At 43.8% G+C, this 20,717-nt stretch carries 15 protein-coding genes; 5 read left to right on the forward strand and 10 right to left on the reverse strand.

What is annotated here, in order from left to right; all coding sequences use genetic code 11:
• The first annotated feature begins 12 nt into the window (after positions 1-12).
• Genes ACGHVY_RS01695 through bglX form a run of 5 tightly spaced genes read left to right on the forward strand, consistent with a single transcriptional unit; the run spans position 13 to position 8,602 of the window.
• Positions 13-1,668 carry a RagB/SusD family nutrient uptake outer membrane protein gene (locus ACGHVY_RS01695; RefSeq protein ID WP_390596720.1) on the forward strand — a complete coding sequence of 552 codons (1,656 nt, stop codon included), beginning with the start codon at positions 13-15 and terminating at the stop codon, positions 1,666-1,668.
• A 19-nt stretch (positions 1,669-1,687) separates the two neighbouring features.
• Entirely contained in the window at positions 1,688-2,704 is a 1,017-nt protein-coding gene (locus ACGHVY_RS01700; RefSeq protein ID WP_167962862.1) for a hypothetical protein, read from the forward strand.
• 29 nt (positions 2,705-2,733) lie between these two features.
• Positions 2,734-5,418: a hypothetical protein gene (locus ACGHVY_RS01705; protein ID WP_390596723.1), complete on the forward strand. Its 2,685-nt coding sequence runs from the start codon at positions 2,734-2,736 to the stop codon at positions 5,416-5,418.
• An 8-nt stretch (positions 5,419-5,426) separates the two neighbouring features.
• A complete protein-coding gene (locus ACGHVY_RS01710; RefSeq protein ID WP_245208446.1) occupies positions 5,427-6,368 on the forward strand; it encodes a glycosyl hydrolase in 942 nt (313 codons plus the stop codon).
• Between the two features lie 35 nt (positions 6,369-6,403).
• Positions 6,404-8,602 carry a beta-glucosidase BglX gene (gene bglX / locus ACGHVY_RS01715; RefSeq protein ID WP_390599637.1) on the forward strand — a complete coding sequence of 733 codons (2,199 nt, stop codon included), beginning with the start codon at positions 6,404-6,406 and terminating at the stop codon, positions 8,600-8,602.
• 284 nt (positions 8,603-8,886) lie between these two features.
• Here bglX and ACGHVY_RS01720 read toward each other — a convergent pair whose 3' ends face one another.
• The 10 genes from ACGHVY_RS01720 to ACGHVY_RS01765 form a co-directional block, all read right to left on the reverse strand.
• On the reverse strand, positions 8,887-11,544 hold the full coding sequence (locus tag ACGHVY_RS01720; protein WP_390596726.1) for a TonB-dependent receptor plug domain-containing protein: 2,658 nt from the start codon (positions 11,542-11,544) through the stop codon (positions 8,887-8,889).
• Between the two features lie 120 nt (positions 11,545-11,664).
• The gene (locus tag ACGHVY_RS01725) at positions 11,665-12,870 is read right to left on the reverse strand and encodes an ABC transporter permease (protein WP_390596729.1); all 1,206 of its coding nucleotides are present in this window, start codon (positions 12,868-12,870) and stop codon (positions 11,665-11,667) included.
• A 64-nt stretch (positions 12,871-12,934) separates the two neighbouring features.
• Positions 12,935-13,579 carry an ATP-binding cassette domain-containing protein gene (locus ACGHVY_RS01730; protein WP_390596732.1) on the reverse strand — a complete coding sequence of 215 codons (645 nt, stop codon included), beginning with the start codon at positions 13,577-13,579 and terminating at the stop codon, positions 12,935-12,937.
• 19 nt (positions 13,580-13,598) lie between these two features.
• Complete coding sequence (locus ACGHVY_RS01735) at positions 13,599-15,146, reverse strand: DUF4836 family protein (protein ID WP_390596735.1); 1,548 nt, start codon at positions 15,144-15,146, stop codon at positions 13,599-13,601.
• A gap of 41 nt (positions 15,147-15,187) precedes the next feature.
• Positions 15,188-15,886 (reverse strand): 16S rRNA (uracil(1498)-N(3))-methyltransferase, encoded by a 699-nt coding sequence (locus ACGHVY_RS01740; RefSeq protein ID WP_390596738.1) that lies wholly within the window; start codon positions 15,884-15,886, stop codon positions 15,188-15,190.
• Positions 15,887-15,894: 8 nt separating this feature from the next.
• Entirely contained in the window at positions 15,895-16,488 is a 594-nt protein-coding gene (locus ACGHVY_RS01745; RefSeq protein ID WP_308745082.1) for a bifunctional nuclease family protein, read from the reverse strand.
• A 12-nt stretch (positions 16,489-16,500) separates the two neighbouring features.
• Entirely contained in the window at positions 16,501-17,751 is a 1,251-nt protein-coding gene (locus ACGHVY_RS01750) for a nucleoside permease (protein WP_390596742.1), read from the reverse strand.
• Between the two features lie 421 nt (positions 17,752-18,172).
• Complete coding sequence (locus ACGHVY_RS01755) at positions 18,173-19,351, reverse strand: class I SAM-dependent rRNA methyltransferase (protein WP_390596745.1); 1,179 nt, start codon at positions 19,349-19,351, stop codon at positions 18,173-18,175.
• A gap of 6 nt (positions 19,352-19,357) precedes the next feature.
• Positions 19,358-20,002 carry a 3'-5' exonuclease gene (locus ACGHVY_RS01760; RefSeq protein ID WP_390596748.1) on the reverse strand — a complete coding sequence of 215 codons (645 nt, stop codon included), beginning with the start codon at positions 20,000-20,002 and terminating at the stop codon, positions 19,358-19,360.
• A 6-nt stretch (positions 20,003-20,008) separates the two neighbouring features.
• Positions 20,009-20,674, reverse strand: coding sequence for a DUF5063 domain-containing protein (locus ACGHVY_RS01765; protein ID WP_308745087.1), 666 nt, complete (start codon positions 20,672-20,674; stop codon positions 20,009-20,011).
• Between the last annotated feature and the right edge of the window lie 43 nt (positions 20,675-20,717).

A 20,717-nucleotide genomic window follows, 5' to 3' on the forward strand; every position in this document is an offset into this window, starting at 1 on the left:
AAACATACGATTATGAATAGAAATAATATATTGAAATCATCTATATTGGTGTTTACGTTGGGGCTTACGACTGCCTGTGGTGATTTGTTGGATTTGGAACCGCCTATGACACAGGTGACCGAGAATTTTTACAGAGATCAGAAGGATGCTTTCCAAGCTTTGACATCTGCTTATAATATATTGAATTGGAGTGCTCCGAGCACGGCTTCCGGCAGTCCGCAAAACTGTGCTTTTGAGGTGGTAAGCGAGATCTTGGGAGATGCCTGTTATGCCGGTGGTGCCAATGCCAATGACATTCCTACCACGGGACGTATCAACACTTTTGAAATGCGTGTGAATGACCCGGCACCGGAAGCGTTGTGGAATAAATACTTTACGGGCATTTACCGGTCTAACCAATTATTGGTGAAAATTGACGGAATTAAATTTGCAGAAGAGAATTTGAGAGCCCGATATAAAGCGGAAGCCTTGTTCCTGCGTGCTAATTATTATTTTGATCTGGTTCGCCTGTTCGGAAATGTGCCTTTGATTTTGACTCCGATAACTCCTGCCGATTATGCGCAGGTACAAATGGCACCGGAAATTATTTATAAACAGATTGCAGACGATTTGTTGGCAGCTATTCAGGCAAAAGATTCAGAAGGAAACTACAGTCTTCCGGCTTCTTCCTTGCAACTGGCTGCTGCCGATAAAGGGAGAGTTACACGTGCAGCAGCCCAATCCTTGTTGGCTAGAGTATGGTTGTACTATACAGGATATTATCAACAAAATGAACTTCCCGGAGTCAGTGCCCGGGATATTGTCGGACAAATTGAAGATGTGATAGAAAACAGCGGGCACAGCCTGATGCCAAATGCATATGACAGAGAAGCTACTTTAGCCGGCAAAACTTCGCCTTTGTTTGATGTCGCCAATAAAAACAATGTAGAAGGAGTTTTTGAAATTCAGTACACCGATTTGTCAAAATGGGGTTCTTGGAGTAACCGGCAAGGCTGTTTAGGTAATCAAGCGGTTGTACTTTGGGGAATGCGCGATGTAAGCGGGCTGTATGCTTCCGGCTGGTCATTCGCTCCTGTAAGTAAAAGACTTTTCGACAGGTTCGATTCAAGCGATCCGCGCCGGCTTGCTACTTTTATCAATGCTGAGGCTGCTGTGGGGGACAATGACGGAGAGGGGCTCAATTATACAAAAGGATATCAGAACACCGGGTATTTTAACCGCAAGTTCACGCCTCTAATTGCAAATAACGCTCGTTACGGCGGCACGCGGGAATTGAATTACCGGAATAACTATCCGATGATTCGTTTTGCTGATGTCCTGTTGATGGGAGCCGAACTGGAATTATTATATGGAGACAAAGCGAAAGCGTTGGATTATTATAAACGTGTGCGCGAGAGGGCGATGGGAGCAGGGAGTGTGAACATCTCCCAAAACCAACTGACTTTGGATATGATTGATAACGAGAGAATCTTTGAGTTGTCTTTGGAAGGACACCGTTACTGGGATATTCTTCGTCGCGGACAAGAGTATGCCGATAGAACACTGACTAATGGCGAATCGAATGAATTTAGTGTGACGTACAATAAGGCGAGAGCCGGATTAATGCCGATTCCGCAGTACGACATCAGCCAGTCGAAAGGCTCATTGAAACAGAATCCGGGATATTAACCATTAAAGAAGAAAAGCTATGATAAGAAATAAATATTTATATATCGCCCTAGTTGCCTTGTCTTTTTTGGGCAGTTGCTCACCGGACGACCGGATGGGACTGGAGGCTCCGATTCAAGATTTGAAGATTGTTGTTGTTCCAGGCGAACAGCCCAATACATATACCTTCAAGACAACGCCTGCTGATGTGATTGGATTTTGGGATTTGGGAAATGGAGTAGTTGCTGACGGAGTCAGTTCCGTGAAAGGTGAGTTTCCTTTCCCCGGTAATTATTCAATTACATTGAAGGCTTTCGGACAAGGCGGACAGACCAATTCGGTTTCTATTGTCCTTCCTGTCATAAAAAGTAATTATGATTTATTAAGCGACCCGATTTATGAGAAACTGACGGGTGGCATTAATAATGAAGCTGGAAAAACATGGGTGGTTGATTCCCTGCTTCCGGGACATTTGGTTAAAAATCCCTTGAATAATGGAGGGAATGGTGATTGGTCTGCCCAAATAGCAGGACATTTGAATCGTGCCAACAACAAGACTGGTGGCGGCATGTATGATGATGAAATAACTTTCAAGCTGACAGACAAGGATGGAGCTGCCTTTATTTATGAGAACAATGGTTCCAGTTGTGCGGCTTCTAATCCGATTGCTGCCGGAAACCCGAGTGCCGGGGCGGGGATTTATTCTCTGCTGGTCACGGATCCTGCATGGAAAACTACCCGGGCCGATAAAATCTCGGCTGTATATCCCGGCGGTTGTGGGGATTATCTTGTACGTTGTACTCCGCCCGATAAAATGACATGGACTATCTTGAAGGACGGTGCAGGCAATTATTCCTTATTGTTGCCTAAAACAGCGGATGGCAATGGCGGGTTCCTTTTCTATTTTACGGATTGGAGTGCTAATTATCAGATAAAATCAATAACGGACGATAAGATGGTAGTATGGAAAAGTTGCTCGGACGGAGCTACCCGTCAGATTGTGATGATCCGGAAAGGATGGATTGACCCGGAAGCGGCGACGGCTCCTGCCAATTAAGCGAATGTTGACTATTAAAATTGATAGAAATGAAAAATAATATACTGTTATATTTGCTGGGTCTTATTTTATTAGTAGGGTGTAGCAAGGATGAAGAGAACCGCTATATATCTTTTGCGCTGGATACCGAACATAACAGCGTAGAAGGCAGTTTCGTGCAGGGGGCAGAATTGCTTTCCAGTTGCCAGGCTTCAATCTCTTATGTGAATGCGGCAGGTGGTACGGCTACTTTCAGCTCGGAAGAGGTGAATGGCATTCGTATTGAGAAAACTTCTTTGCCGTTGGATGGTAAAACCGGTACTGTGAAACTGCGGATTACGGGCGTACCTGTTGAATTGGGAATTATGTATTTGCCTGTATTGGTAGAGTATATGGGCAACAAATATGAGACGACGGTATCTGTTGTAATCTTTGAAGATACGGATCCTTCGGGAAGTATTGAATTCCAGATGGAAACCAGCCCAATCACCCATATGAAGTCAGTCGTTGAAATTCCGTTTACCGTTGTGCCTACTATGTCTGCGGTTACGGCTTCCGAAATTCAGGGATTGAATGTGAAGATTACACAGGATTTGAATACCGGACAGGGGGTAGTGACATTAACTCCTACTGCTGAATTATTGTCAGGGACATTGGAGATTACAGCATCGTTCGGAGCCCGTACACCGGTTGTGAAAGAAATCAGCGTAAGTGCATTCGCAGAAGGAGAGGGCACGGCGGAATCTCCTTATAAAGTATCAGATGCCGACGGATTGAACAAATTAAAGTTCGGTTTGGATAAGGCATTTGTTCTCACGGATGATGTAGAAATAGAAGCAAACTGGACACCGGTAGGAACGACCGAATCACCGTTCGCTGGTACTTTGGATGGAGATAACCATAGGATTACATATCATATCAATGCTCCGGCAAGTGACTCACAAGCTTTCTTCGGAGTTGTAGGTGCCGGTGCGGAAGTGAAGAATCTGAATTTTGGCGGAGAAGTAACAGGACGTACCATCGTTGCCGGAGTGGCTGCCAGCAGTGCTGTGCCTTTGGAGAACTGTAATGCGGACGATGTGCTTGTCAAAGGAGAAAATCATCTTGCCGTATTGGTTGCTTCCGGTGATGGAAAAGATAATCGTATTTTGACAGTTGGTAAGAATTTCCCAACGCTGATTAATATCACTATAGGAGATACGTCGGCTAGCGAATTGCTTGATGTTCTTCCAATGGACATATCTGTAAATGTATTGGAGAATGTCACAAACGCGAATATTTCCTACGATAGCTCTAATGGGAAAATTACTGCCGATATAACGAATGGTGGATTTGAATGCGGTGATATTACGGTTGAACTGAAACTGGCGCAGAGCGGAAGCGGTTCAAATGTCGTATCGTTGGCGAAGACGATAACGATTGCTTCAAAGAGGATGAATGAAGGTGGCGATGGTTCTGAAGCTTCTCCGTATATTGTAGCGGATGGAGAACAGTTGGCAGCAATGATGACAAATGCTCCTTCCAGTTACATTGTCTTGCAGAATGATATTCTGCTGTCTGGTGAGTGGCTGCCCGTTGCAGAATTTACAGGCGATTTGGATGGCAAGGGATATGCTGTAACAGGATTGAAGATAAACGCAACAACAGCTAGTTCCGGATTTGTGAAAACAAATAAGGGTATTATCCATGACCTTAAATTTGTAGGTGTAGATATTACCACCACACAATCTTTCGGAACAATTGCCGGAATTAATCAAGGAACAATTCGTGATATAGAAGTATCCGGTAAAATAGCTAGTACGCATACTAGTGATTTGCTGGGTGGTATTGTTGGAGATAATATTGCGCAAGGCGTTATTGAAAACTGTTATGTAAATTTGGATATGACAGCCACTTGCGGTATGGTTGGAGGAATTGCCGGTCGTAACAAAGGTACGGGGAGTGGTGCCATAGTACGCAATTGTACATCGGAAGGAACTTTGACTGTCACCGCTTCTAAAACACGTATCGCCGGTATTGTAGGGCGTGGCGAAGGACCGGACTTGATAAAGGGATGTCTTTCTTCAATGACAATTACCGCTACTACTTCCGGAGCTAATGGCGTTGGAGGAATTTTCGGAGCCAACAATAACAATGACATGAAGATTGAGGAGTGTATGTTTACCGGAACTGTGAAGAGTGGAAATGATGTCGGAGGTATTGCCGGAGTAGGAGTTAATGTGCGAAACTGTCTGGTTGAAAATGCCTCGGTAAGCAATACGGTAAGCGGCTCTAACGGAAATGCAGCAGGCGTATGTGGTACTAATAAAAAGTATGCTACTAACTGTATCGTTCGCAATGCTGAAATATCCGGAATCGTTGGAACTGGTAAGGCTGTTTCCGGAATTAATGGAAACTATCAGAATAATGGAACCGCCAACGGTTGTGTGGTAGAGTCTGCTACAATAAAAGGTGCTAAGGTACAGCGCATTTCTGCTATCAATCCTGCAACTGTGAGCAGCAATCCGGGTGCTCCTTTGGCTAACAACTGGACATGTAATGTCACACTTCTCGACGGGAACAATGAAGATATAAGTTCTTCCGCAACTGATGACGCGGCAGGCTTGGACGGTGGAAAAGTGACCCCGAGTCAGATAAACCAGTCATGGTATGAATCATTAGGTTTTGATATGACTGTTTGGGAATGGAAAGATGGAAAACTGTCTCTTAAGAATGTTGGTTATAAACGTAAATGAGAAGAATTATGAAAAGGATAAATAAGATATTTACATTCATGTGCATACTGACCTTATTCAGTGCTTGCACCAAAGACCAAATGATTACTGATCTTACGGATGAAGATGGAACTGCTACTTCTTCCAACAAGGCAACCATCTATAAGCGTGGCTGTGGATTTAGCTTGGGTACAAGCACGGGGCAGTGGTGGGCGAATATTATAAATCTGAAGGCAAACTGGTATTATACATGGGGACTGACTGGCTGTCAGGACCCATATGCCCCGCAAAATGTAGAATTTGTTCCGATGTTCTGGGGACATACGAACGTAACTCAGTCCAACATTGATATGGTGAATGACTTGTATCGCCAGAAAAAGATATTCTATGTGCTTGGATTTAATGAACCGGATTTATCTTCTGAAGGGAATATGACCGTAGAACAGGCATTGGAAGACTGGAAGAAACTTTCGGACGGGCTTGACCCGGGTATAAAACTGGTAAGTCCGGCTGTATCCTGGCCCGGAGCTGCATGGTTCAATGACTTTATGAAAGGTGTGCAAAGCCAGAATCTGCGAATGGATTATATTGCCCTTCATATTTATATGGGGCAATCTCCCAAAACGTATTCAGATCAGGTAAAGAAAATATTCTCTACTTATGGCAAGAAGATTTGGATTACGGAGTTTGCGCCCAGAGATGACAGCGCGACGTCCGGAAAGCCAGAAACCAATAAAGTCTCAGAAGAGTGGATTCGTAATAATTTTATAGAGCCGGTACTGACAGATTATGAGAATATGGATGAAGTCTTTCGTTATGCTTGGTTCAGCGGAAGTCCGACAATGGCAGGCCTGTGGACTTCAATGTTAGTTGATAAAGACGGTAAACTGACTTCTTTGGGAGATTATTATGCAACGATTCATCCGAATGACGACGCTGCTCCTGCCAATGGAATGACAATGCCACAATGATGCTGTATATGAGAATAAAGATATTTGTATTTGCAATGAGTTGTTTTACCCTGACTGCTTTTGGTCAGGGTAACAATCCTGTTGAGGAGAGAATTGACGAACTGGTTTCGCAAATGACTTTACAGGAAAAGATCGGGCAGATGAACCAGTTGACAGGCATGGGACTTTCAAAAAACATGAAAGAATCAGTTAAGACAGGTAAGGTCGGGACGATTTTGAATGAGTTGAATGTGAATGTGGTGAACGAGCTTCAGCGCATAGCTGTGGAAGAGAGTCGTTTGCATATTCCTCTGATCGTAGCTCGTGATGTTATTCACGGGTTTAAGACTATTTTCCCCATACCTTTGGGACAAGCCGCTTCGTGGAATCCGGAAGTTGCGGAAGAAGGTGCCCGGGTAGCTGCTGTGGAAGCGAGTGCTACGGGGATTCGCTGGACATTTGCACCGATGATTGATATATCACGTGATCCCCGTTGGGGACGTATCGCCGAGTCTTGTGGGGAAGATCCTTACTTGACTTCTGTCATGGGAGTAGCCATGGTGAAAGGTTTTCAAGGGACGGATTTGTCAGCTCCCACAAGTATCGCTGCTTGTGCTAAACACTTTGCCGCTTATGGGGCATCTGAATCCGGTAAAGATTATAATACAACCTGGATTCCGGAAGTCTTGCTGAGAGATGTCTATCTCCCCCCGTTTGAAGCCGTAGCAAAAGCCGGAGCAGCAACTTTTATGTGTTCTTTTAATGATATAAACGGCATTCCATCTTCCGGAAATCCTTATCTGAATCAACAGATTTTACGTAACGAATGGCATTATGACGGAGTTTTGGTTAGTGATTGGGGCTCTATTCAGCAAATGATTCCCCATGGCTTCTGTGCCGATTTAAAAGAAGCGGCTATGAAAGCGGCCAATGCTTCAGTAGATATTGACATGATGGGCTATGCTTACACTAAACACTTGGAAGAACTGGTGAAGAGTGGGGAAGTTAGTGAAAAAACAGTGGATGAGGCTGTTCGTAATATCCTTCGTCTGAAGTTCAGGCTGGGACTATTTGACAATCCTTATACAAAGGTTGAAGGGAAGCCTTATTATACTGAAAAGGCATTGGATAAGGCAAAAAGGGCCGCTGCGGAAAGTGCTGTTTTGCTGAAAAACGATGGAGTATTGCCTTTAAAGAAAGACATAAAAACAATAGCCGTAGTAGGTCCTTTGGCGGATGCTCCGGCTGACCAGTTGGGTACATGGTGTTTTGATGCAGAGCCGGAAAGGGCTGTCACACCTTTGGCAGCTTTGCGCGATTTATATGGCAAGCGAGTGAAAATAATTGCGGAACTGGGGTTGCAATATAGCCGTGACAAGAGTGAAGAAGGAATCGCGAAAGCAGTAATGGCTGCTGAACAGGCAGATGTCGTACTGGCTTTTGTAGGTGAAGAAGCTATATTATCCGGTGAAGCACGTTGCAGGGCGGATATTGATTTGCCAGGCAAGCAGACCGAATTATTGGCAGCATTGAAACGGACAGGAAAACCTGTTGTCATGATAGTTATGGCGGGGCGTCCTCTGACGATTACTCGGGAAGCGGAAATGGCGGATGGCATTTTGTATGCTTTTCATGGTGGTACAATGGCAGGACCGGCTTTAGCCGATTTGATATTTGGTAAATCCGTCCCTTCGGGAAAACTTCCTGTAACTATACCGCGCATGGTAGGACAAGTCCCTATTTATTATGCACATAAAAATACAGGACGTCCTGCAAGTAATATAACTTTGATGGATGACATTGAAATCGGGGCCAAGCAGACGTCTATCGGTTTTACCAGTTACCATTTGGATGCGGGAGACAGACCTTTGTTTCCTTTTGGGTATGGACTGTCTTATACGGCATTTCAATATGGCGATGTGAGGCTTTCTTCCGGGAAACTGAAACAGGGGGATACATTAACTGTCACCTGTGATATTACAAATACAGGGAATTATGATGCCAGTGAAGTGGTGCAACTTTATATACGCGATAGGGTAGCTTCGTTAATTCGTCCGGTTCGTGAATTGAAGGGATTCAAGAAAGTGTTTGTAAAAGTAGGTGAAACTCATACGGTCAGTTTTCAATTGACTTCTGATGATTTAGCATTTTGGCAGAATGCGAAAATGAAGAAGGCGGAAGCCGGAGAGTTTCAAGTTTGGGTTTCTACAGATAGTCAGACGGGGACGCCGGCTCGTTTTCTTTATGAAGAGTAGCTTATGTGTCTTGGGAAATAAGTTGAGATACAGGTAAGTCAGCCCCAAGATATCGGCAGAGTAACGTTAGGATGCTGGTAACGTTGCTTTAAGATGCCGGTATTGTTCTGTCAAGGTACCGTTATCTTTAGCTTACCACAGGCGTGACGACTTCTCTTCTCACGGCTGTGGCGAATTAGGGATAGCGGCATCTTAGCAGAACAATACTTACTTGATAAGATAAGGATAATTGCATCTTAACGGAATTGTACTTGCTCGGTAGGGTGAAGATGATAGGTCGTATGTCATCCTTTGTTTATAGTTTGTATGACTCGGCATGCTTTCCCCTTTTTATCCACACCTTCTATTATTATATCTTCCGGTGCAGTGCTGTCCGGAGTATAATATTCAATGGTTACTTTTCCTTCTGCGTCCAATTGTAGTGACGGGTTCCAGTAGATAGTACTCCGTAAGTCTGAACGTTGTGCATTCTTCTTTTCGGGGGTATCGTAAGCAGGTACATAGAACTCAACCGAATCGCTGTATCCCAGTGGGGTGCACGTGATAATACCCTGTGCAGGTTTTGCGGGAAGGTCTTTTCCATCTTTTAATGTAATGACAATGGCACCTGCCGAACCACGGGAACCTAATATGGCGGCATCGGCTCCACGAAGAAGACTCAGACTAGACATATCGCTGGTTTGTATCATGGTCAGTATGTCGTTGTCGTCTTCATAGACGACGTCGTCAATGACAATGACCGGTTGTTCGGGATTATTGCGGATATGTATTTCGTTGCCGTTGGTTACACTGACTCCCGGAAGTCTGCTTACCGCATCGAAGGCGGTTTGGGCTCCACCACTTTCGAGTTTGTCTCCCTCGATGGTGTAAGTATTGATTCCGCCCGTGTAGATACTTTCTGAACGGGGCTTGGAACGGTTGCCTGTGATAAGTACTTCTTTCAGGTTATATACTCTCATACCGCCTTCCATATAATACTGGTCGCGTGTGTTGAGCAGATAGTCTTCCATGAAAGTTGCCGTGGCGTCGCGGAATGGAGATTTGTGCGAAGCAAGCGGGTATTTGGGAGTGTCGATTTCTATGTCTACTCCGGCAAATCCTCTTTTGGTACGCGCTTGGACGAGGAAAGTCGTGCTATCCCTGAAGGATGTATTCACGATAAATTCTCCTTTTTCATCTGTGGTGGTAGTGGCAATGATATTCTGTTTGGGAGCCAGGATACAAATAGGCCCTTTCTTCACATTACTTCCGAAGAAGCCTTTGATTCGTCCGCTGATGGTTTGCCCTTTTTCCATATAATTAGTGAGATTCAGTGAGGGGGCAGTCAGTACGTTTTTTATGTGATGTCTGCGCCATCCGTGAGTCATCATTAAGAAGTCAAGTGTTCTTAGTGTCCTGGGGTCTTGATGAAGAAAATAATATCCGGGGTCTTCTATATATCCTTTCAAATCAGAAGTCAGTAGCAGATTTGATAGGATATTATCTGCGAGAGAATCCGGTTGGATGCTTCTCCGGTCAGTGATGCTGATAGAGAAATTGCCTTCTATGGGGTTACCGTTATTATCTTTTGCTGAAATTTGTAGGGATACTTTTTCTCTTTTCCCGTATGTAGGTTTATCGGACTGGATTTGCCATTGGTGGGGATTCCGGTCGGGCACAAAGACTAACCGTTCACTAAGTGCGTTTCCTTGTTGGTCGATGAGCATAAAATGGGTAATGCCTGCGGTGAAGAGGCTATCATTCATTCTTCCGAAAGTCCTGTCGGTATTGATTGGTTGAAGAATAGCTAGTTTCCCACGGGTATGTGCTATTAAAAATAACTTTTGCGGCCATTCGGTAGTCTCCGTTTTCTGAATTTCATAGCGTATTTCCTTTTTGTAATGTGATATGGACAGTCCGATTCCTTTTTGCTCTACTGCGGGCAGGTCGAATCGTTTGCTGATGCCGTCGTTGGTTTTGGCTATCACATAATAGGAGTTTCCGTTGGTTGGATTTAATGTGAACACTCCCATGCCATCATGTTCTGAACGGAAAGCGGTCAATGTATCCCCTTTGGCATCGAACAGGAATCCTTCTATTTCTTTCGAGAAGCCATCGGTTCCCTGAGCTTTGAAAGCAATGTTTTGATGAGCGACAGCCAATAAAGCGCCACCTTCCGGGAAGAATTGAACGTTGAAGTCCTTGTTGAATAAAGGCAGATAAAAGGTCTTCTTATATATATACTGCGGGTTGTCAAACTCGACTTCGATATGTCGCGTTGCTGTGGACTTTAAATCCGGTAAGGAGATGGAAATCAATCCGCTCTCATCTGTCTTTCTTTTGCCTTTGTCTTTTACTTTGCCATTCTCAATGTAACGGTAGTGAACGGTGGTGTTTTTAAAAGCTTCCTGGATATTACTTGCGAATTTGACTTTAGCGGTATAATGCGTTTCGTCTTCTTTCTGATATTCAATATTCGAAACGATGGTGTTATCAATAGAATTACCAATCTTCAAGTTATGTGAATAAAAGAATTCCGGTTCTTGGTTGAGCATCCAATTGCTGTATGCCCGCAGGTAATAATCGCCGGCGGGAAGGGTAGGCGGGAGAGCAAAGGCATTGTGAAAGCCTAAGGAATCCCTGCGAATCTTTTTCCGTCCTATGATGGAGTCGGAACGATTGATGAGTTCTGTAATGATGAAATTACTCTGTGTGTTATCTTGGTGTGTGACTGCGTTTACCAAATATCCTTTGAACCATATTTTCTCTCCAGCTCCATAGAATGGTTTGTCAAGATGCAGGTACAACTTTTCCTGAGGTACATTTTTCAGGAGATTGAAATACGCAATAATCGTATCCTGCATATTTTGTGCGGATGCAGATAACGTAAACAGGCTTGAAAATATTCCGGCAAAGAAAACCTTCAAACCTTTATCTGTAAGGAACGTAGTCTTGCTTTTCATATCATATATGTCTTTGTGAAAACTGCGTAAAAGTACCACTTATTTCGAGAACGCAAAAAGGATTTATCGAAACAATACTGAATGTGTATGATATTATAAACTTTTGCAATATTATTGCATCTATGCCTTGTGCATCCAGATGGAAAGTATCTTTCTTTTGACTGCAAGTATGTTGATTACCGATACTATGATGAATAGAAGGATGCCCATGCTGATGGCTGCCCATAAGGTGCCTGTTTCCAGTTGCGGAAAAAGTAGCCTGATACTGTCAAGGTAGTAGCTGCGTAGCCAGCAGACCAGTCCGATGGATAGAACGAGTACGATAGTGTTCAGTCCTACTGTGAGTAACTGATAGGGTAATGCTACTCTGCCGGGACTGTATCCAATCAGCAGCAGGCTTTCCAGCTTGGCCGTATTCTTTTGCAGCAATAGGAAAATACTTAGCATCAGGATATAGAATGAAAGGATGCTGATAAATAAACCGACTCCCAATACGATGCCTACGATAAGGCGGAGAAAATATGTCGTTTTTCCGGCATCCAGTTTTCCGTCTTCCGTTTCATATCCTTTCTTTTGGAAATAGCTGGCAATGGAAGAATCTGCCGGATTGTTGACTTCGATAATCAATCGGGCAGGCTGTGCTTCCGCGTTCGGGGCGAAATTTTCGTTGGCCCATTTCATAAAGGCTTGGGGAACAAGGATGGTATTCAGGCGGTTGGAGAAACCGACAATATTTCCTTTGTACTGTTCTACCCGTCCGTTGCCGCGCATCATAATGTCCATTTGGATAAGACCCATTAATCCTTCCGATAGTTTAGGCAGGCTTCGGCTTTGGGCGAAACCGAAGTTATAAAGATTCAGATAGTTGCGGGGGATGATGATAGGGATTGTATGAGTCTCTTCGTCAAAGTGCCATTTGTCGAGCTTGATGTCAACAAATTCATCTGGAACCGATTCGAAAAACATATCTGTGGAGAGATGAATACCTGCTTCCCGCACTCCCAGTCCTGCCGATACTTTGAATTGGGAAGGAGTGAATGTTCCTATGGCCTTGGTGAACGGCTGTTTTTTCAGGTCGGCGATGTCTTCGGCAGTAAAGGTGTTGTTCTTTCCGGCAAAGGAGCCGAGTGTGCTGATTTTCTTTGTTGCTATGATGAAGTCTTGCTTCATAAAACTGTCGCCTTCGGTGAATACCGGGATTACATCTTTATAAAACTGCACACTGAGCAATACAATCATCATACCGAATAGATTGGCTAAAAAGAAACCGGCTAGTTGACCGATACTGATATGTTGGCGGAGAAGTTTCCAGACAAGGGTATTCATTGTTTTATACTTAATAATTTTAATACGTGCCTAATTACTTTATGATAATGCATAGCCATTTCTTTTATAAGCTGAGAATATGTTGATAAGGCAATTCTATATGCTTGCCGATGGAAGTCGCTATTACTCCGGCTCCTTGCTTTTCGGCTTCGGCAATAATGAGTTCTCCCATGATACGGCTATTGTCATCGTCCAAATGACTGATAGGCTCATCCAAAAACAGGAAATCGAACGGCTGGCAGAGCGCGCGGATAAAGGCGACACGCTGTTGCTGCCCGAAAGAAAGTTTACCGGCTTTGGCGTTTGTTTTATCTGCGATACCCAGTTGCTCGAAAAATCGAAGGATTTCCTTTTTCTTTTTGTATCCGGTAAGGTTGTTTTTCAGTTGCACATTCTCAAAAGCGGTAAGTTCGGTGAAGATGCGTAAATCTTGAAAAAGCATACTCAGTGAATGTTTTCTCAGGTCGACCCATTGCTTCACGGAGTATGCTTTGATATTGGTTTCATCGAAATTGATAATCCCCTGATAGTCGTTGCGGTAGCCGTAGATATAGCTGCACAATGACGATTTTCCGGTGCCGGAAGCAGCTTCAATCAGGTACATTTCTCCTTTCCGGAAGATAAGATCCTGATGCCATACGTCTGAGGTCACCGAATTACGGTCAGCAAACACTTGGGGAAGTGTTTGCTGTAGGTGAATACTATTCATACCGTTTGTTTACAGATTATTACATGCCGGCAAATTGCTTGGCAAAGTCCACAATTTGTTTAAGGGCATTGACATCTTTATCTTTCAGGCAGAGGTCCATTTCGCAGATTTCTCCTTCAGTGCTTATAGACAAGAAAGATATTTTATTGGCCAGTTCAAGATAAGTCTTCACTTCCTGACCGCCGAAACCTGCTGCCATTTTAACAATAGGAAGTTCGAGTATAGCATCGGTATTAATGGCAAAGAAAACTGTTTTTCCCTTCATCTCCGATGCATAAGGGGCTTCCTTGATGGACTTGTCCGCTGCCTTGCCCACATTTTTGTAGAGTAATTCATCGTTGGTGGCATACATTTGTTTGTCTTTGATTCCAAAGAATATATTCATACCTTTGGTTTTGTAGACATATTCGTCTTTTCCCAGTTCCAGAATATCTTCTCCTCTTTTCAAGCCCAACGATTGTTTGTTCTTATAAAGAGCTTCGAGTGCGTTTCCGTTTTTTACATCTGCGTATAGCATGAAGGTCGGAGCGCTGTTCATGGTTACGTTAATCAGTCCGGCAGAAATATCACCATTGAACGAACTGAATAATTCCTTCATTTCGTCCGCTTTAGCGATAGATATCGTATTACGGAAATCCTTGTTTTCGCTTAATAAGTTGTAAAGTCCTTCTCCTTTTACACCTGCATTAATGAACATTAATGTAGATGCTGGGAAATATTTAACAAAAGTACCGTTGACCTTTTCAAATGACTCCTTCTGTTTTTTCAGCAGTGCTTTTACTGCTTCGTTTTCTGTATAGTTCTCGGTTTTGAGGGCAATCTTTCCTTTTTCAAAATTCAGTCCGCCTACAATAGTGATGTCTTCCGGCTTCACTTCGGTGGGTAAGCCCATACTTGCCTGACTGCGGTAAGTTGCGGGAATAGCTGTCATAGAAGCGAAGAAGTTAACGTCACTTTTCTGTTTTTCCATTTTTTGGAAAGCACCGGATTTCACAACACTGTTGTCCGCAGACTGTTTCATCAGGGCAGTGATGCCTTCTTTGGCTTTTTCTATTTGGGAAGTACCGTTGACAGTAACAATCATTACGGTAGAGTTGTTGAAAGCAAGCAAACTACCTTTCATTGTTGTGAAGCTGTATCCGTCAGCTTCGCTGACCGGTTGGCAGATTTGTTCTTTAGCCATCACGTCCAATGAAGTGTGCAAATTATCCTCATTGTTGACCTTACCTACAACGGTCGAATATGGGAAAGAGGAGGAGGAAAACGCATAGAATGGGGATTCTACATCAATACCCGATTCGCTGGGATTCTTCATGACTTTTTCCAATTGCTGGAAAGTAGCGGCATTCATTCCGCTTTTCAGTGCTTCCAGTACTTTTTGTTTGGCGGCTTCATTCTCTTTATTATCCAGTCCCGCTTTGCTGGCGAGGGATTTGAGGTTGATAGAAGCGACTACCGAGGCATCAGCCGGTATCACGTTGGTGTACTCTGATGTCTTGGAACATGCTGCCAGAAAAACAATCAGTACTGCCAGTACCGAGAGTCGTGAAATCATTTTCTTTGCCATACTTATATTATTTAAAGTTGTATAATCATTGATTCGGACGGTTATTGATTTGACAGATTCAGCGTGTGGCAAGCTACCAGTGCTGCTGTTTCTGTACGAAGCCGTGATTTACCCAGGCTGATAGGGGCGAATCCCCGCTCAATGGCTTTCTTCACTTCTTCTTCACTGAAATCTCCTTCGGGGCCTATCAGTACAAGGGCGTCTTCTCCGGGTTTCAGGATATCCTTCAACATCGGTTTCTCTCCTTCGTAACAATGGGCTATAAACTTCTGTCCTTTGAATTCCTGAGCAATGAACTTATTGAAATCGGTCATTTCATTCAGTTTCGGCAGACGGGCTTTGAGTGATTGCTTGATTGCTGAAACGAGAATTTTCTCGATTCGTTCGGTCTTGATGACTTTACGTTCGGAGAAACGGCAGTTGAGGAAAGTCAATTCATCAAAGCCTATCTCGGTAGCTTTCTCTGCAAACCATTCGTTACGGTCCATATTTTTGGTTGGGGCCATGGCAATATGTAAGTGGCACGGCCAAAGCGGTTCTTGAAAGATCGTTTCTTTGATGGTTACCTGGCAACGTTTGTTGGTTGCAGCCGTGATTTCTGCTTTATAGAAATAACCCTTACCATCGGTGAGGGTTATTTCATCTCCGATACTCAACCGTAGAACACGGGTACAATGCTGTGCCTCCTCTTCAGGTAGTTCTTTGCTTTTTTGTATATCGGGAGTATAAAATACGTGCATAATATAAGTTACTGATTTTTGTTTCTTGAATTAATCTGATCCCGTATCTGTGCGGCCAATTCGTAATTCTCGTCTTTAACAGCCTGTTGTAAAGCCTCTTCCAGAGATATGGAAGAGGAACCGGATGAATTGCGTCTTTCTTCAGATTCTTCGCCATTCTCTTTTTCTACGGAACGGACTTTTTCTTCGTCGGATATACGCAGACATTCCTGTTCAAGGATAGATTCGTAAATCAGGATTGGACAGTCGGAACGCACAGCCAAGGCTATTGCATCCGAGGTACGCGCGTCGATACGTATAATTTCCTCATCTTTTTTGAGGTAAATATAAGAGTAGAAAATACCATCTTTCGCTTTGTAGATTAACACACGTATCAGATGGGCTCCTAACACAGTGAGAGTAGTAATGAATAAATCGTGTGTCAACGGGCGGGGCGTTTTAACCCCCTTCAGATATAAAGCGGTGGCTTGAGCTTCTGCCGGACCGATGATGATTGGCAGTTGCCGTTCACCGCTCACTTCGCCTAATAGCATGGCAAATGCGCCTACCTGAGCCTGGCTGTTTGTGATATTTATGACTTGTAATTCTACCTTTTTATCCATTGTCTTTCTTACTTAATTGGTGTGACTCTCCCGCTGGTGCTTGTATTTGAATACTAAAGCAAACAGAATGCCGATAACGAACGCATAAGCTGCAAATATCAGCCAGATATCCGTCCATTCACGACTTACCAGTTTACCGTCGGCATATACAGAGAATGCGTCTACCACAGCACCGCTGGCATATCCGCCGATGATTGCTCCCAATCCGTTGGTCATCATAAAGAATAATCCTTGTGCACTGGCACGGATGGAAGAACTGGTTTCCTGTTCAACAAACAACGAACCGGAAATGTTGAAGAAATCAAAGGCCATGCCGTAAACGATCATGGAAAGGATAAGCATCCACAGTCCGTTGCCCGGATCTCCGAAGCCGAACAGTCCAAAACGGAATACCCATGCGAACATACTGATAAGCATTACTTGTTTGATACCGAAATGCCTCAGGAAGAAAGGTATGGCAAGAATGAACAATGTCTCGGACATTTGGGATATAGATAACAGGATAACCGAATGTTTCACTCCAAAGGATTCTGCAAATTCAGGAATACTGGCGAAGCTACCCAAAAACAGGTCGCCGTACGTATTGGTAATCTGTAAAGCTGCCCCCAAAAGCATGGAGAAAAGGAAGAAAATGGCCATTTTCTTTCTCTTGAATAATACCAGTGCATCCAACCCGAAGGCTGAAAGCAGTGATTTGTTTTCCGATTTAGTGGGTCGGCAGGCCGGCAAGGTGAAAGAATAGAATCCGAGTAACAATGCAGAAGCGGCACCCACATAAAGCTGTGCGCTCGAATTTTTGAATCCCGTAAGGTCTACTGCCCACATGGCACAGATAAAGCCGATAGTTCCCCATACGCGGATAGGAGGGAAGTCTTTGATGAGGTCGCACTTATATTGTTCCAGGGAATTGTATGATACGGTGTTCGCTAGTGATAAAGTCGGCATATATACCAATAAGTTAAGCAGCATTGCCCAATACATCTGGTCATAACTTGTTGCCGTGGAAGCATAGAAGAGACAGGCTGCTCCTGCAATATGGCAAAGTCCATATAAACGTTCTGCATTAAACCATTTATCGGCAATAATACCGATGATTCCCGGCATCACCAAAGAAGCGATACCCATAGTAGCGAAAATGGCTCCGATCTGTCCACCTTCGAAGTGGAGTTCTCTACCCATATAACCACCTAGTGATATTAACCATGACCCCCAAACAAAGAATTGCAGGAAGTTCATAATAATCAAACGGACTTTTATACTCATGACTTTTTTAATTTGTGTTTCTCTTTTGTTGATAATAGATGCAAATATAATATTTTCATTGAATAGGTGGACTAGTAATTTGAGAAAAAGGGGATAAAAAAGGCATAAATGCTAAGAAACGAAGAGATTTGGAGTTGAAATCTAAGAAGCAGGGGGTGTAAAAAAAAGAAGGCTATCTATCCCAGACAGCCAATCTTTGTTAACCTTAAATCTAATACCATGAAAAACACAGTGCAAAGATAAAGGGTTTTATGTTATACAACATAATGTTTTCTTGTAAATCTTCTACTTGTTAACTCTAATTAACTTTAGTGTTTCCTTTTTTCTGTTACAAGCATCTGTTTGGTTATACCAACGGAGTGGTTTCTGACGGAGAAATGACTGATGTCTGAATGGAAACCTGACTCCGACGCTTTGTCGGTTACTCTACATAGAGTACTAATCCTTTCAGGTACTCTCCTTCGGGATGGTAGATATTTACCGGATGGTCGGCAGGCTGGGTAAGCTGGTGCAGAATACGCACACTGCGTCCTGACATGGCTGCAGCGGTAAATACGGCAGTGCGGAAATTATCCTTGGTTACTACTTGTGAGCAGGAAAAAGTAAACAATATGCCGCCCGGTTTGATTTTCTCGAATGCCTTGGCATTCAGTTTCCGGTAGCCTTGCAGGGCGTTTCGCAAAGCATCTTTATGTTTGGCGAAAGCGGGTGGGTCGAGGATGATTAAGTCGTATTGGTCACCCATACGGTCAAGGTACTTGAAGGCATCTTCGGCAAAAGCCTCGTGGCGGGGGTCGCCGGGGAAGTTCAATTCTACATTCTTATTCGTTAAATCAATGGCTTTGGCGGAACTGTCGACAGAGTGGACGAGTGTCGCACCGCCGCGCATGGCGTAGAATGAGAACCCGCCGGTGTAGCAGAACATATTCAGTACTGAACGGTCTTTGGCGTAACGTTCCAATAAAGAACGGTTTTCACGCTGGTCTACAAAGAATCCTGTTTTTTGGCCTTTCAGCCAGTCTACATGGAACTTCAGACCATATTCTTGCGCGATATTGTCACTGCTTCCTCCTTTTAGAAAACCGTTTTCAGGGAAAAGGTCGGCTTTGAAAGGAAGCGTTGTTTCTGATTTATAATAGATGTTTTCGATTTTATCCCCCATCACTTCGGATAGGGCTTCGGCGATTGCCATGCGGTCTACGTGCATTCCTGCCGAGTGGGCCTGCATGACAGCGGTTTTGGCGTAAATGTCGATAACCAATCCCGGAAGATTGTCTCCTTCGCCATGTACGAGACGATAGGTGTTGTTCGTCGGATTGGTGGCGATGCCGATGCTGCGGCGCATATCGTATGCTATTTCCAACTTATGTTTCCAGAAATTATGGTCAATCGGTTCCTGACGGAAAGAAAGTACGCGTACGGCAATACTTCCGATTTGGAAATGTCCTTCAGCGATAAATTCCTTTTTAGAGGTGTATACTTCTACGACTTCACCTTCTTCAGGTTCTCCGTCGAAACGGGAGATTGCGCCGGAGAAAATCCAGGGGTGAAATCTTTTGAGAGACTCTTCTTTGCCGGGTTTGAGGTATACTTTATGCATGATGTTTTATTTATCTGATTCAATTAAATGTTCTTCTTTCTTTTCTTCGGGGGCTATTTCATAATTGCCCGTCTGTTTCAACTCTTGCAACAGGTTATAGATATTGAGACAAGCCCAGGCGTCGGTAGCGGCATATTGTTTTTGCCCGTCGCTCAGTACATCGGCTTCCCAATTGGAGAGGCGTTGTGATTTGGAAATCTTTTCTTTAAACAGGATTGCGTAAATCTTTTGCAGGCTTTTGTCCTGAATGCCGAACTGGCGTACATAATCTTGCAACTCGATACAACTCTGTTGGTTGAAGGGCGCGCGTTTATGCAACATCATGAAGTCATCCTTTAGTGAAAGGCCGACTTTAATCACCCCCGGATTTTCCAATAAGTCGACTAATGGTTGGGTTAATCCGGTCATATTGAGACGAAACAAGAAACAGCATTCCTCGGAAGAAATCTGAAGGAGTGCTACTTTGTGTGATTGTCCTTTAGTGAAGGAAGGACGTGTTTCACTATCAATACCTATTACAGGCCTGGATTGCAGATAAACTACTGCTTTTTCCGTTTCCGCTTCTGACTGGATAACATGAATCCGTCCCGGAAAAAAAGTTTTCGGGAGTTCCTTTAATTCATCTTTATCTATGGTTCTTCTTACAATCATTGTTATTTATTCATCGTGATGGCAATGACAACCGTCCTCGTGGCAGTGGCAATCGTCCTCGTGGCAATGGCAACCGTCTGCTTCACAACAATTGTCGTCATCGCTTGGTTCGTAAAATCCTTCTTCAGTATCCTCTTCCGCTACTTCATTTTCGTCCTGCTGGTTGTACTTTACATCGTGGAGTGCACGCAACGTGTTTACCAGCTTCTGTCCCCACAACATTCCGAAGTTCTCTTGGCAGAGAGCCAGTGAATCGTTCATCGTTTCGTTCAGTCCCAGTTGGAAGACGAATATGAAGTCTTTGATATCCTGATAGATATCTGCCAAATCTTCCGAAATGGACTTCTTGATAGGTTGGTCGCTATAAACCATGTCTTGTACGAATACGTCCAGATAATCGTCTTTGTCGCCCAGTAACTCCGAAAGGTTGATGCGCAGAATCTCGTAGATTTCCTCTGTAACATACGTTTCGAGTAACTCGTCCCCGATAGTCTCACATTTTGGGAGCATGGATGCTTTTAGATAGAGTAGGGGGAGTATTTTCAGGGATGTATCGACAAAGTCGCTTCGCCTCGTGCGTTCGGCACGTTCGAGGAATGCGCAAAATTCGGCGGCTACCGTTACGAACTCAATTACATTCTTATCAAATATCGTTTGGCTTTCTTTTTCCATAATCAGTATTGATTTGAAACGCAAAGGTAAGAAAAAGGATTGA

This window comes from Bacteroides sp. f07 (assembly GCF_042854785.1).
Classification (GTDB): domain Bacteria; phylum Bacteroidota; class Bacteroidia; order Bacteroidales; family Bacteroidaceae; genus Bacteroides.

Bases quoted from the DNA above. Each gene is read 5' to 3' on its own strand.
- ACGHVY_RS01745 (WP_308745082.1), bottom strand. From the start codon at position 16,488: ATGGATAAAAAGGTAGAATTACAAGTCATAAATATCACAAACAGCCAG.
- ACGHVY_RS01700 (WP_167962862.1), top strand. From the start codon at position 1,688: ATGATAAGAAATAAATATTTATATATCGCCCTAGTTGCCTTGTCTTTT.
- ACGHVY_RS01765 (WP_308745087.1), bottom strand. From the start codon at position 20,674: ATGGAAAAAGAAAGCCAAACGATATTTGATAAGAATGTAATTGAGTTC.
- bglX (WP_390599637.1), top strand. From the start codon at position 6,404: ATGAGTTGTTTTACCCTGACTGCTTTTGGTCAGGGTAACAATCCTGTT.
- ACGHVY_RS01695 (WP_390596720.1), top strand. From the start codon at position 13: ATGAATAGAAATAATATATTGAAATCATCTATATTGGTGTTTACGTTG.
- ACGHVY_RS01740 (WP_390596738.1), bottom strand. From the start codon at position 15,886: ATGCACGTATTTTATACTCCCGATATACAAAAAAGCAAAGAACTACCT.
- ACGHVY_RS01710 (WP_245208446.1), top strand. From the start codon at position 5,427: ATGAAAAGGATAAATAAGATATTTACATTCATGTGCATACTGACCTTA.
- ACGHVY_RS01730 (WP_390596732.1), bottom strand. From the start codon at position 13,579: ATGAATAGTATTCACCTACAGCAAACACTTCCCCAAGTGTTTGCTGAC.
- ACGHVY_RS01705 (WP_390596723.1), top strand. From the start codon at position 2,734: ATGAAAAATAATATACTGTTATATTTGCTGGGTCTTATTTTATTAGTA.
- ACGHVY_RS01720 (WP_390596726.1), bottom strand. From the start codon at position 11,544: ATGAAAAGCAAGACTACGTTCCTTACAGATAAAGGTTTGAAGGTTTTC.
- ACGHVY_RS01735 (WP_390596735.1), bottom strand. From the start codon at position 15,146: ATGGCAAAGAAAATGATTTCACGACTCTCGGTACTGGCAGTACTGATT.
- ACGHVY_RS01755 (WP_390596745.1), bottom strand. From the start codon at position 19,351: ATGCATAAAGTATACCTCAAACCCGGCAAAGAAGAGTCTCTCAAAAGA.
- ACGHVY_RS01760 (WP_390596748.1), bottom strand. From the start codon at position 20,002: ATGATTGTAAGAAGAACCATAGATAAAGATGAATTAAAGGAACTCCCG.
- ACGHVY_RS01750 (WP_390596742.1), bottom strand. From the start codon at position 17,751: ATGAGTATAAAAGTCCGTTTGATTATTATGAACTTCCTGCAATTCTTT.
- ACGHVY_RS01725 (WP_390596729.1), bottom strand. From the start codon at position 12,870: ATGAATACCCTTGTCTGGAAACTTCTCCGCCAACATATCAGTATCGGT.